Here is a 12533-nt window from a genome sequence, read left to right on the forward strand (position 1 = left end):
GACCGCGGCACCGCTGCGAAGGTTGCGAGCCGTGCTCAGTTCAGGTGGACGCCCACCGCCTGCACCGGGCGGCTGGCGAATGCGGTCGTGCCGTCACCCAGTTCGCCACGGCCGTTGTCGCCCCAGCCCCAGACCGCACCGCTGCCGGTGCGCACCAGCACGCGCTGGTAGATCCCGAGACCGCTGTCGTCGGCCCCGGACACCGTGATCTCCGCAACACCGGAGACGCCGGTCACCAGCGCCGGTGTCCCGTCACCCAGACCGACGTAGGTGACCACGGCACGACCGATGTCCGCCCCGTTGCCCCAGCTGTAGACGCTGCCGGACTCGGTCAGGGCGAAGGAGGCGAAGTTCGTCGCTGCCACGTCCTGGATGGACGCCAGCCCTGCCACCCGGAACGGCGTGGTCTTGGCCACGTCCGTGCCGTCCCCCATCTCGCCGTGCGTGCCGATGGTGCCCCAGCTCCAGACCGTCCGGTCGGTGGCCAGCGCCAGGCAGTGCCACTGGATGAAGGTGCCGGAGCAGGTCACCTTGGACACGGTCGGCAGGCCGGTGATGGCCGCTACCGAGTAGGTCGCGGTGTAGACCAGGCTCGTGCCACTGGACACCGGGGTGCTGCCACCGGTGCTCGCAACGGTCAGCAATTTGGCTGCGCCGCTGCTGTCCACGAGCGGCACCTTGGCCTGCCTGATACCGGCGGCGGTCGGCCCCGCACTGATGGCGTCGCCCAGGGCCGCGATGGCGCCTACGCCCGCAACCTGCAGCGCCTGCACCGTGCCGATTCGGGTCACCACGTCGTATGTGATCGTCCCGCCCAGGAGCCACAAGGTGCCATCGGCCTTCAGCGCCAGCGTCACGCCATTGGGTAGCAGCCGCAGGTCCCGGATGCCCGACAGCTGGCTGATCGTGAACGGCGAGGCAGACACCAGCTGGGCACTGGAAGCCACTTTGTAGACACCGAGCCCGCTGCCAACGATCGAGGTCGACCCCCAGCCCTGGACGGCACCGGACGACTGGATCACCACACTCTCGTTACCGATGCCGTTGCCCGTATCCTCGAAGGCATAGGCCGCTGCAGCCGAACCCGCACCGCTGACGACGACTGCCGCGCTGCCGCCGAGCGCCGTGCCGCTGCCGCCACTCATGTTGCTGCCCCAGGCCAGCACGCTACCGTCAGCTCGCACAGCCAGCGTGTGGCCATAGGTCGTGCTCAAGCGGTGCGACGACACCACAGCGCTGGGTGCTGCAGCAACGGTCAGCGTCGCGCCGTTGCTCGTGGTCGTGCCCGCCGCGTTGGTCGCCACCACGCGGTAGCGCTGGCCGTTGTTCGCCACCGTGGTGCTGGCCAGGGTGTAGCTGGCGCCAGTGGCCCCGTTGATGTTGGTGAAGCTGATGCCGCCGTCCGTGCTGAGCTGCCACTGGTAGGTTGGCGTCGGCGTGCCGCTGGCCGTGGCGGTGAAGGTCGCGCCGGCCGGTGCGGTGACGCTCGCCGCCGCTGGCTGCGTGGTGAAGCTCGGTGCCACCGGTGCGGCCGCCACGTTCAGGGTCACCGCCTGGCTGGTCACGCTGGCGCTGGTGTTGCTGACCACCACCCGGAACTGCGTGCCGCTGTCCGCCGTGGCCGTCGCCGGCGTCGTGTAGCTGGGCGAAGTGGCGCCGCTCAGGTCACTGAAACTGCTGCCGCCATTGCTGCTGCGCTGCCACTGGTAGGTGGGAGCCGGCGTGCCGGTGGCCACCACCGCGAAGGTGGCTGTCGCCCCAGCGGTGACGCTCGCCGATGCCGGCTGGGTGGTGATCTGGGCTGCCGCCGGCGCCGCATGGACCGTCAGGCCCGCTGCCGCGCTGGTGACTGCACTCAGGCTGTTCGAAACCACCACGCGGTACTGCTTCCCGCCGTCGGCAAACGCCACCGCATTCACCACCAGCGTCGCGGCGTGGGCGCCGGAGATGGCCCCCCAGGTACGGCCATCCGCGCTGGACTGCCACTGGTATTGGATCGCCGTGCCCGATGCGGTGACAGAAAAGGACGCATCCTGTCCGGCCACGACGGTTTGTGCCGCCGGCTGCACCGAGATACTGACGGGCGCCGGCTCGGAAACCGTCAGCGTCACGGCCGAGCTGTAAATCGGCCCGCCGGCGCCGGATACCTGCACCCGATATTGCCGGCCGCTGAGGGACACGTCCACGGCGGCGCGGGTATAGGCAGCCTGGGTGGCACCGGCAATATCGTTCCAGGTGATGGCGCCATCGCTGCTGGTCTGCCATTGATAACCACTGACCTCCCCGCTGACCTGGACACTGAAGTTCACGTCATCACCGGCCACCACCGTCTGGTCGGTGGGCTGGGAAACAATGCCGATGTTTTCCGGCGATCCGCCTGACCCGCCACCACTGCTGCAGGCGGTCATCAGGATGCCGAGAAATACCCCGGCAAGAACGAGGCCCCAGCCTCGCAACCACCCTCTCATTCGATTCATCGACTCACTCCTCTGCCTTCGTTGAGGAACTCATTCAGGAATACGCTGCACCGTGCAGATGATGTGCCCCTGGCAGCCCTTGCCGAGCCAAGTCAGCGCGGTCGCGACGGCTCAGAGGTTCGGACATCTCCGCAGCCCCGCGCTCACCTTCGACACCGGAATCGGCATGGTGAAACCATAGCGGGCGGGCGGCCTGGCAGGCTTCACCCGGTGATCACCAAACATTCACCGGGGGAACGTCGAGGCGCACGAGGTGCACCGGCCTGCTTGTTGAGGCACGAGGCGTGTTCCTAGAATGGACCCACGGCGCAACCATGGTGGAGCCGCCCGGCCCCAGGTCTGCACAGCGTCATCTGCTGCAGGTGATTCGTCCGGCTCATTGCCTATATTGACAAACATCAAGGAGGCCGCTTGACTGAGACATATCGTTACAAGTTTGGTGCCTGTGTCTTTGACGAGAAGCGGATGGAACTCTCCGTCGATGGCCAGGCCGCGGATATCCAGCGCAAGCCGCTGCAGGTATTGAATCTCTTGCTGCAACATGCCGGTGAGGTGGTTCGGCGGGAGGATTTCATCCTGCAGATCTGGCGCGGTCAGCCGACGGTGGACAACGTCCTGGCCAATGCCATCACCAAACTGCGCAACGCGCTGGGGCCGCTGCAGGCGGGGTGGATCGAAAACATTCCCCGGGTGGGTTATCGCCTGACCGGCAGCATTGAGAAGACCCTGGTCGGCGAGGTTCGCACGGCGGCGCTGGATTTGCAGCCCGGCGCGCCGGCACCGGGGCGCGAGGGTTTTCGGCTGGTGCGGCGGCTGGGGCAGTCACCGGACCATGATGTCTGGCTGGCTCGCCAGGCCAAGACCGCTGAATTGCGCGTGTACAAGTATCTGGCCAGCGACGGCAACCCGGCCTCCCTGCGCCGCGAGGTGACCATTTCGCGGGTGCTGCTCACGGCACTCGGCGGTCGCCGCGATCTGGTCCGGATTCTGGACTGGCACCTCGATGCCCCGCCCTGCTTCATCGAAAGTGAATATGCAGGCGACAACCTGCAGGACTGGGCGGTGGAGGACGGCCGGCTGGCGGCGCTGCCGCGGTCGCAGCGGCTGGAGATCTTCCTGCAGATGGCCGACGCCGTATCCGCCGCCCATGCGCTGACGGTGCTGCACAAGGACATCAAGCCCGCCAACATCCTCCTGTCGCCCAGCGACCAGCAGGCGGTGGGCTGGCAATGCCGGCTGGCCGATTTCGGCAGCGGCCGGTTGCTCGAACTTGCCCGCCTGGGCGAGCTGGGCGTGACGCCGTTGGGGCTGACGATGGCCGCCGGTGTCGGCAGCGACGCCGCGCGGGGCACGCTGCTGTATGCCGCCCCGGAGCTGCTGGCCGACGAGCCGGCCACGGTGCGCAGCGATGTGTACTCGCTGGGCGTGCTGCTGTACCAGCTGATCGTGGCCGACTTCGAGCGCGGCATGCACAGCGGCTGGGAGCGCGACATCGACGACGAGCTGCTGCGCGCCGACATCGCTCGCGCCACCGACGGCGATCCGGCACGGCGCTTCAACAGCGTGGGGGAATTGACCGATGCGCTGCGCCAGATGCCCGAACGCCACGCCGAGTCGGCACGGCTGGTCGGCGAGCGCGCCCAGCAGGCCGAACTGCGCGAGCGCCTGGCGCGCGTGCGGGCACGCCGGCCCTGGCTGGTGGCCGCCGTCGGCACCCTGCTGCTGGGGCTGGTCTCGACGACCTGGTTCTATGTCCGCGCCAGCGAGGCGCACGCGGAAACCGCCCGCCAGCTGGCCTCGGCCCAGGCGCTGAGCCGCTTCCTGAGCGAGGACCTGATCCGCGCGGGCAACCCGGCCTACACCGGCAAGCGCGACGTGAGCATGGCCGATGCGGTGATCAAGGCAGCGGGCCAAGTCGACACCCGGCTGGCCAAGGCCGACCCCGCAGCCCGCGCCGCGGTGCACGACGCCATGCGCCAGGCGCTGTTCTACCTCGGCAAGTACACGGACTCGGTCACATCGGGGGGACATGCGATCGCTGCCTGGGAGGGATCGGGGCGGAGCCACGAGGTAGCGCTGCCGAAGATCCGCGTCGACCAGGCCTATGTGCTCAGCACCTTGCAGCGCTTTCCCGAAGCCGAGCAACAACTGACCAAGGCCGAACAGGAGCTCAGCCAAATTGAGGCGCCTCCGCTGACGCTGCAATTGCGCCTGTGGACGCGGCGCTCGATGCTGTTGGCGCAGCAACAGCGCACTGCGCAGGCCTTCGATGCAGGCACCAAGGCGGTGAACTTGGCGCAGCGCCTGCTTGCCGGCCCGCTGGAAGAGGAGGACTTTTCACTGGCGATGGCGGCGATTCAGTTCCAGTCGGATACCGCGGGGAACAGTGAACGCTACGACGTGGCGCTCAGCCTCGCGCAAGAGCTGACCCAACGCACCGAGGCGCGTGTGGGTGCCGACCACCTGCGCAGTTGCTATGCGCGAACCCATCTGGCCAAGGCGCTCGGCGACGTTGGCCGGGTCGACGACGCCCTGCCGATCGCCGCTGCCGCAGCGCAATGCCTGCGCGAGAAAGTGGGACCGGACAGTGGGCAACTGGCATCGTCCCGGTATGTCCACGCCCAGCTGCTGTACAAGGCACAGCGCTTTGGCGAGGCTGCCAAGACCTTCCTTGATCTGTCGAACACCTACCGGGCGCTGCAGGGCGAGCGCTCACTCGGGGTGATCGTGACCCGCCACAACGCCGCGCTGTCCCTGCGCGACGGCGGGCAGCTTCAGGAAGCCGAGCGGTTGCTGGCTCAGACCATCGAGCTGGCGCGCCCGGACTTTGCGAACGACGCCCCGGTCGTACAGGGACTGAGGCTCTACCTGGCTGCGGCACGACTGGACCAGGGACGCAGCGATGGCGTGGCCGCGCTGCTCGACGGATTGACGGTGGAGGCGCTGCGTGAGGCGTCACCGGGCGAGGTCTGGGAAGCCGCTCTCCCCTTCGAACGAGGTCGCTACGCCCTGCTGCGCGGTGAGCCCGAGAGGGCAGCGCAGCAACTCCACAGCGCGAAGGCCTTCCTGACGGATCACCCGAACAACCGTCCCAATGCCAAACGGCTCGCCGAAGAAGTGAACCGCTGGCTCGACCGTCTGGGGAATTCCTCCTCCGACCGAGCGTCTCGCAACCCGGCTCGGCCCTGAACACCCTAGGAGCACAACACCATGCCCCCGTCCGCCCGTCCCCCGATCGCCTACACCACCGCCCTGCTCGCCCTCCTGAGCGGCTGCGGGCTGACGCCGCTGCAGATCAACCAGTCCAACGTCACCTCGGGGTCGGTGGACGCGGTGTGGCGCCTCACGCGCAGCGGTGCGGGCGGGCTGCAGGTGCAGGTGGAGGGCTACCGGGCCAAGTCCACGCAGCACCTGGATGAGAACACCTCGGTGTTCACCAGCGAGCAGACGACGCTGACGGGCCCGCTGGACCTCCGCAACAGTGCGACGGTGCAGCGTGCCTTCCTGGGCTACAACCACCAGCTGTTTGCGGACCAGCCAGTGCGCCTGCAGTGGTTTGCCGGCATCGGCTGGGCGAAGGCGAGGTGGGACAGCGTCCCCCAGGCGCAGCCGCCGCAGACCTACCGCGGGACCGTCTCCGGCTCGGGTCCGGCGGGGGGCGTGCTGGCGGCCTGGCAGGTCACGCCGCTGCTGGCGCTGGAGGCTGCGGCCTTCGGGGGGGTGAGCGGACTGGTGACGGACACACCCTCCTCGATCGACTGGGCGCAGACCGAGCTGGGGCTGGCGTTCACCTTCGCGGCACCGGTGCGCCTGCGCCTGGGCTGGGCCAGCCGCTCGCTGCGCGCCTCCACGCCGGACAGCTGGCAGTCCGACCTCACGGCGGACACACGCGGCCCGTACGTCAGGCTGGCGTTCGAGTTCCGGTAAGCGATGCTACGACCCGGAGAGACAGCGCCACTATGGACCGCAGCGATCTTGCTGATCGATGTATATTGATGATGTTGATATCAACATCAGGAGCGAAATATGCCACTGCAGATCGCTAACCCGACCGTGGTCGACAAGGTTGAGCAGCTCGCCCGGCTGACCGGATTGAACAAGACAGCAGCCGTCGAACGCGCCGTGGATGCGCTGATGCAGGCGTTGTCCCAGCCACAGTCGACCGGCGCCGCACCGGCGCAGCGCCTGGGCGCGCTGCTGGCGCAGCTGGATCGCATCCCGGACCGCCCAGACGCACATGACCCACTGGTCTGGGACGAACACGGCCTGCCGGCATGATCGTCGTCGATACCTCGGCCCTGGTGGCCATCGCGTTCAGCGAACCTGAGCGCGCCGTGTTCACCGAGCGGATATTGAGCACCGACCGCGTGCTGATCAGCACCGTGAGCGCACTGGAGACCCGCATGGTGGTCCATGGCCGTCGCGGCGAGCGCGCTGTGCTGCTGGTCGATGAGCTGTTGCGCTTGCCGATGTTCGAGATCGTCGCCGCCGGCAAGGAGGAGATGGACTGCGCCTACGCCGCGTTCATCACCTACGGCAGGGGCAGCGGGCACCCCGCCGGGCTGAACTTTGGCGACGTGTTCAGCTATGCACTCGCCAAGGTGCGCGGTCTGCCGCTGCTGTTCAAGGGGAACGATTTCGCGCAGACCGATCTCGTGCCCGCCTGGCTCCCAGACTGAGGTTCGGCCTCAGGCCAGCCCGCCCAGCACCGCCTCATCCAGCGTCACGCTGACCGGGCAGTGGTCGCTGCCCATGACGTCGGCATGGATGGCGGCGTCCACCACCGCTGCGCGCAGCGCCGGGGAGACGAGGACGTAGTCGATTCTCCAGCCGACGTTCTTCTCGCGCGCGTTGCTGCGGATGCTCCACCAGCTGTAGTGGCCGTTGCCCTGCTTGAACAGGCGCAGGGTGTCGATGAAGCCGGCGTCGACGAAGTGCTGGAAGCCCTCGCGCTCCTCGTCGGTGAAGCCCTTCTTGCCGCGATTGGGCCGCGGGTGGGCGAGGTCGAGCTCGGTGTGGGCCACGTTGAGATCGCCGCAGAACACCACGGGCTTGGTCTGCTGCAGCTCCAGGCACCAGGCGAGGAAGGCCGGGTCCCAGTGCTGGTGGCGCAGCGGCAGGCGGCTGAGGTCGTCCTTGGCGTTGGGGGTGTAGACGCTCACCACGTAGAAACGCTCGAACTCGGCGGTGACGATGCGGCCCTCGTCGTTCGCGTCGCGGGCCTCGCTGTCGGTGAACTGCCAGCGCCGGGCGAACGCCTCAGGGTAGCCGTAGCTCACCGACAGCGGCTGCTCGCGGCTGAAGATGGCGGTGCCGGAGTAGCCCTTCTTGGTGGCCGAGTTCCAGAACTCGTGGTAGCCGGGCAGGTCGATCTCGACCTGCCCGCGCTCGGCCTTGGTTTCCTGCAGGCAGAGGATGTCGGGCTGGTGGGCCTCGATGAAGGGCGTGAACAGGCCCTTCTTGATGACGGCGCGGATGCCGTTGACGTTCCAGGAGTAGATCTTGGTCATGGCGCCGATTGTGCGCAGAACCTGCGCAGGTTGTGCGCAGGATTGCTCCGGTGGCGATCAGTGGGCGCCGCCCGCATCCCCCGCCACGCCGCCGCGCACCGCAGGCCGCCGGGTGAACCAGACCAACCCGATCAGGCCGAGGAAGATCCAGGCCGAGGCGAGGAAGATGTCGTCGGCCGCGCGGGTGTAGGCCTGCTGGTCGATCAGCCGGGTGACCTGGGCCAGCGCCTGCTGCTGTGACAGGCCGCTGCCCGTCAGCCCCGCCAGCGCCTGCTGGAAGGTGGCGTTGCCGGCGTGCAGCTGCTCGGCCAGGTGGGCATGGTGCATCGCCGCGCGGCTCTCCCACAGCGTGGTGGCCACCGAGGTGCCCATCGCGCCGGCGGTGATGCGCAGGAAGTTGGACAGGCCCGCCGCCGCCGGGATGCGGTCGGGCGTCAGGCCCGACAGCGTCAGCATGTTCAGCGGGATGAAGAAGAACGCCAGCGCCGCGCCCTGCAGGAGGGTGGGGACCAGGATGGTGCCGAAGTCGGCCTGCACGGTGAACTGCGAGCGCAGCCACAGCACCAGCGCAAACACGATGAAGGCGCCGGTGACCATGCGGCGCGGGTCCCACACCGACACCTTGCGGCCCACCAGCGGCGTCAGCACGATGGCCAGCAGGCCCACCGGCGCCATCGCCATGCCGGCCTGGGTGGCGTTGTAGCCCATGAATTGCTGCAGCCACAGCGGCAGCAGCACCACGTTGCCGAAGAACAGCCCGTAGGCCACCGAGATGCTCAGCGAGCCGACCAGGAAGTTGCGCCGCGCGAACAGGCGCAGGTCGACCACCGGGTGGTCATCGGTCAGCTCCCAGATCACCAGCAGCACCAGCGCCACCGCCGCGGCCAGCGCCAGCACGACGATCTGGTCGGAGGCGAACCAGTCCAGCTCCTTGCCCTTGTCGAGCATCAGTTGCAGCGAGCCCACGCCCACCACCAGCAGGGCGAGGCCGAGGCTGTCGATCGGCACGTTGTGGGTGGGCGTCTCGCGGTGGCGGTACAGCGCCCAGGCCAGCAGCGCCGCGCCGATGCCCACCGGCACGTTGATGTAGAAGATCCAGGGCCAGGCGAAGTTGTCGGTGATCCAGCCGCCCAGCAGCGGCCCGACCACCGGCGCGACCAGCGTGGTCATGCCCCACATCGCCATCGCCATGCCGGCCTTGGCGGGCGGGTAGCTCGACAGCAGCAGGGTCTGCGACAGCGGGATCATCGGCCCGGCCACCAGCCCCTGCAGCACGCGGAAGGCCACCAGCCACTCCAGGCTGTGGGCGAAACCGCAGAGCCAGGACGCCAGCACGAACAGCCACACGCTGGCGACGAACAGCCGCACCGCGCCGAAGCGCCGCGTCAGCCAGCCGGTCAGCGGCACCGAGATCGCGTTGGCCACGCCGAAGCTGGTGATCACCCAGGTGCCCTGGTTGGGGCTCACGCCCAGGTCGCCCGCGATCGCCGGCAGCGAGACGTTCGCGATCGACGAGTCCAGCACGTTCATGAAGGTCGCCAGCGACAGCGCCAGCGTGCCCAGCACCAGGGCGGAGCCCGTCAGCGGGGCGGGCGCTGCACGCGCTCCAGACGACGCCGGTGCCGGAGCCGGTGGGCTGCCGGCGTCAGGCGCGGTGATCGCCTCAGCCATGGCGGGCTGCCTTGGCGGCGGCCACCGGCTTGGGCTGGGCGCCCAGATGGGCGGCGATGATGCGCTGCACCGCCGCTTCAGCGGCCTGCTCGGGCGCATCGAACACCTTGGTGCTGGCCAGCGGCTGGCTGCGCGGGGCGTCGGCGAGCATCTTGCCGTCCTGCTTCGAGACGTCCACCGTGGCCTCCATCGACAGGCCCACGCGCAGTGGGTGCGCCGCCAGCTCCTTGGGGTCGAGGCGGATGCGCACCGGCACGCGCTGCACGATCTTGATCCAGTTGCCGGTGGCGTTCTGCGCCGGCAGCAGCGCAAAGGCCGCCCCGGTGCCGGCACCCAGGCCGGCCACGGTGCCGTGGTAGACCACCTTCTTGCCGTAGACGTCCGCCGTCAGCTCGGCGCTCTGGCCGATGCGCAGGCGCTGCAGCTGGCCCTCCTTGAAGTTGGCGTCCACCCAGACCTGGCCGAGCGCCACCACGGCCATCAGCGGCGCGCCGGGCTGCACGCGCTGGCCGACCTGCACGCTGCGGCGGGCGATGTAGCCGTCCAGCGGCGCCGGCAGCGCAGCACGGGTCAGCGCGAGGTGGGTCTCGCGCACGCGGGCCGCGGCCCGCTGCACGTTAGGGTGACCGGCCACGTCGGTGCCTTCGGTCAGCGCCGCGCCGGCCAGCTGCTGCTCCTGCGCCGCGGCCAGGGCCGACTGGGCCGCCGCCAGTGCGCTGCGCGCACCGTCGAGCTGGGCCTGGCTGTGCTTGAACTCCTCCTGGCCGACCGCGCCGCTGGCCAGCAGCGGCTGGCGGCGCGCCACGTCGTCCTGCAGGCGCTTCAGGTCGGCCTGCATGCGCTCCACCTCCGCCACGCGCAGCTTGACCTGCGCCTGCAGTCCGGCGCGGTTGGCGTAGAGGGTGCGTGCCTCGCGCACCGCCTGGGCCAGCTGGGCCTCGGCCTGCTGCAGCGCGATGCGCGCATCGGCCGCATCCAGGCTCACCAGTGGCTGGCCGGCGCGGACGAAGTCGGTGTCATCGGCGTGGATGGCCGTCACCGTGCCGGCCACCTGCGGGGTGATCTGCACCACGTCGGCCTGCACGTAGGCGTTGTCGGTGCTCTCCCGCGGCGTGGCGAACAGCGCCCAGGCGGCGTAACCCGCGGCGCTCAGGACGAGGACGGTGCCGACCACGCCCAGCGCCTTGCGGCGGCGGGCCTGGGCAGAGAAATCGGCGGTGGCGGGGGAAGTCGGAGTGGACATGGGAGCGGATTCGGGTTCGAAGGTGTTCGGTTCGGGGTCGCCGGCAGCGCGCGCCGGTCAGCGGGCTGCAGCGACAGGGGTCGCCGTGGCGCTGGCAGTAGTGCTGGCAGTAGTGCTGGCAGTAGCGCTGGCTGAGGCGGTGGCCGCGACCGGGTCGGCCCAGCCGCCGCCCAGCGCCTTCATCAGTGCGGCCTGCGTGTCGAGCTGGCGCGCGGCCAGGTCCACCGCCAGGCGGCGCTGCGCCAGCAGCTGGCTCTCGGCGTTGAGCACCACCAGGTAGTTGCCCAGCCCGGCGCGGTAGCGCTGCTGCGCCAGCCCGTAGGCGGCCTCCACCCCGGCCTGGGCCTGGGCCTGCCCGGTACGCTGGCGCTGCAGCGAGGCCTGCGAGGCCAGCGCATCGGCGGCCTCGCGCACCGCGTCGAGCACGGTCTGGTTGTATTGGGCGATCGCGGCGTCGCGCTCGGCGGCCCGCCCCTGCAGCTGCGCGCGCAGCTGGCCGCCCTCGAAGATCGGCAGGCGCAGCGCCGGGCCGGCGCCGAGCGTGCGGCTGTCGAAGTCCAAAAAGCGATCCAGCCCGAGCGAGCTGAGCCCGACGAAGGCCGACAGGCGCACATCCGGGTAGAAGCGCGTGCGCGCCTGCACCACCTCCTGGCTGGCGGCCTCGACGCGCCAGCGCGCGGCCACCACGTCCGGGCGGCGGCCGAGCAGGTCGGCGCCCAGGCCCTCCGGCACCGGCGCGGCCCGCAGCGCGTCCAGCCGCGGCGCCAGCGCGTCGAGGGCCTGCGGCGCCTGGCCCGACAGCGCGGCCAGCTGGTGGCGCTGCAGGCGGATCTGCTCGTCCAGTGCCTCCAGCGTCACGCGGGCATCGGGCAACGCCGCCTCGCCCTGGCGCTGCTCGACCTGGGTGTCCAGGCCGGCGGCCACGCGCTGGCGGATCAGGGCGAGCATCTCCTCACGCTGCGCCAGGGCACGCTGGGCCACCTCGCGCTGGGCCAACAGCCGGGCCAGCGCGACCCAGCCGCGCACCACCTGGGTGGCCAGCGCATTGCGCACGGCGGCCACCTCGGCGCGCGCGGCGCGCTCGCCGCCCAGGGCCGCGGCCAGCGCGGCCTGGCGCCGGCCCCACAGGTCCAGCTCCCAGCCCAGGCCGAGCGTCAGGTTGGCGCTGTCCCAGGTGTGGCCGGCAATTGGCGCGGGGACCATGCCGTTCTTGGTGTAGTGCTGGCGGGTGGCGTCGGCGTTCAGGGCGACCTGCGGGCCGTCCTCGCCGCGCACGGCACCGATCACCGCACCAGCGCGTTCAAGCCGGGCCTGCGCCAGGCGCAGCGTGGGCTGGCCAGCCAGCGTGCGCTCGACCAGCGCATCCAGCCCGGTATCGCCCCAGGCCTGCCACCAGGCGACGGCCACCGCGGGGCTGGCGGCATCGGCCAGGCCAAGGTCGGCGGGTGCGGCCAGCGCGGCGGGGGCACGCTGCACGCCCGGCGAGGCGCAGGCGGCCAGCAGGAGGGCGAGCAGGGCCGGCACGGCGACCTTTGTGGCGGCCTTCTTGGCGGCCTTCGTGGCGGCGCGGGCCCGGTGGGGACGAGTGGCAGCCCGCTGGCCCGGTGCGGTGAGGGAGGAAGAGGGCATCAG

Annotated in this window: 9 protein-coding genes; 4 read left to right on the plus strand and 5 right to left on the minus strand. The window is 70.1% G+C overall.

The window, feature by feature from the left end; translation table 11 throughout:
* Positions 1–35 precede the first annotated feature (35 nt).
* Positions 36–2477, minus strand: coding sequence for a hypothetical protein (locus NGK70_RS21695; protein ID WP_251970542.1), 2442 nt, complete (start codon positions 2475–2477; stop codon positions 36–38).
* Between the two features lie 465 nt (positions 2478–2942).
* On the opposite strand from NGK70_RS21695, the gene NGK70_RS21700 reads away from it, so the two are divergent.
* The 4 genes from NGK70_RS21700 to NGK70_RS21715 all read left to right on the plus strand — a co-directional run bounded on the left by NGK70_RS21700 (position 2943) and on the right by NGK70_RS21715 (position 7156).
* Positions 2943–5666, plus strand: coding sequence for a protein kinase domain-containing protein (locus tag NGK70_RS21700; protein ID WP_251970543.1), 2724 nt, complete (start codon positions 2943–2945; stop codon positions 5664–5666).
* A gap of 21 nt (positions 5667–5687) precedes the next feature.
* Positions 5688–6404 (plus strand): hypothetical protein, encoded by a 717-nt coding sequence (locus NGK70_RS21705; protein WP_251970544.1) that lies wholly within the window; start codon positions 5688–5690, stop codon positions 6402–6404.
* A 99-nt stretch (positions 6405–6503) separates the two neighbouring features.
* Entirely contained in the window at positions 6504–6755 is a 252-nt protein-coding gene (locus NGK70_RS21710) for a type II toxin-antitoxin system VapB family antitoxin (protein ID WP_251970545.1), read from the plus strand.
* On the plus strand, positions 6752–7156 hold the full coding sequence (locus NGK70_RS21715) for a type II toxin-antitoxin system VapC family toxin (RefSeq protein WP_251970546.1): 405 nt from the start codon (positions 6752–6754) through the stop codon (positions 7154–7156). Before NGK70_RS21710 ends, NGK70_RS21715 begins: the two co-directional genes overlap by 4 nt.
* A 9-nt stretch (positions 7157–7165) precedes the next feature.
* On the opposite strand, the gene NGK70_RS21720 is transcribed toward NGK70_RS21715, so the two are convergent.
* Genes NGK70_RS21720 through NGK70_RS21735 form a run of 4 tightly spaced genes read right to left on the minus strand, consistent with a single transcriptional unit; the run spans position 7166 to position 12530 of the window.
* Positions 7166–7987, minus strand: a complete 822-nt coding sequence (locus tag NGK70_RS21720; RefSeq protein WP_251970547.1) for an exodeoxyribonuclease III — start codon at positions 7985–7987, stop codon at positions 7166–7168.
* 57 nt (positions 7988–8044) lie between these two features.
* On the minus strand, positions 8045–9658 hold the full coding sequence (locus NGK70_RS21725) for a DHA2 family efflux MFS transporter permease subunit (protein WP_256490701.1): 1614 nt from the start codon (positions 9656–9658) through the stop codon (positions 8045–8047).
* Positions 9651–10901, minus strand: a complete 1251-nt coding sequence (locus tag NGK70_RS21730) for an HlyD/EmrA/EmrK family protein (RefSeq protein WP_251970548.1) — start codon at positions 10899–10901, stop codon at positions 9651–9653. Before NGK70_RS21730 ends, NGK70_RS21725 begins: the two co-directional genes overlap by 8 nt.
* A 57-nt stretch (positions 10902–10958) precedes the next feature.
* Positions 10959–12530 (minus strand): efflux transporter outer membrane subunit, encoded by a 1572-nt coding sequence (locus NGK70_RS21735; protein ID WP_251970549.1) that lies wholly within the window; start codon positions 12528–12530, stop codon positions 10959–10961.
* Between the last annotated feature and the right edge of the window lie 3 nt (positions 12531–12533).

This window comes from Sphaerotilus microaerophilus, assembly GCF_023734135.1.
GTDB classification, from domain to species: domain Bacteria; phylum Pseudomonadota; class Gammaproteobacteria; order Burkholderiales; family Burkholderiaceae_C; genus Sphaerotilus; species Sphaerotilus microaerophilus.

Coding starts and splice junctions, on each gene's coding strand:
- NGK70_RS21695 (WP_251970542.1), bottom strand. CDS start 2,477: ATGAATCGAATGAGAGGGTGGTTGCGAGGCTGGGGCCTCGTTCTTGCC.
- NGK70_RS21700 (WP_251970543.1), top strand. CDS start 2,943: ATGGAACTCTCCGTCGATGGCCAGGCCGCGGATATCCAGCGCAAGCCG.
- NGK70_RS21705 (WP_251970544.1), top strand. CDS start 5,688: ATGCCCCCGTCCGCCCGTCCCCCGATCGCCTACACCACCGCCCTGCTC.
- NGK70_RS21710 (WP_251970545.1), top strand. CDS start 6,504: ATGCCACTGCAGATCGCTAACCCGACCGTGGTCGACAAGGTTGAGCAG.
- NGK70_RS21715 (WP_251970546.1), top strand. CDS start 6,752: ATGATCGTCGTCGATACCTCGGCCCTGGTGGCCATCGCGTTCAGCGAA.
- NGK70_RS21720 (WP_251970547.1), bottom strand. CDS start 7,987: ATGACCAAGATCTACTCCTGGAACGTCAACGGCATCCGCGCCGTCATC.
- NGK70_RS21725 (WP_256490701.1), bottom strand. CDS start 9,658: ATGGCTGAGGCGATCACCGCGCCTGACGCCGGCAGCCCACCGGCTCCG.
- NGK70_RS21730 (WP_251970548.1), bottom strand. CDS start 10,901: ATGTCCACTCCGACTTCCCCCGCCACCGCCGATTTCTCTGCCCAGGCC.
- NGK70_RS21735 (WP_251970549.1), bottom strand. CDS start 12,530: ATGCCCTCTTCCTCCCTCACCGCACCGGGCCAGCGGGCTGCCACTCGT.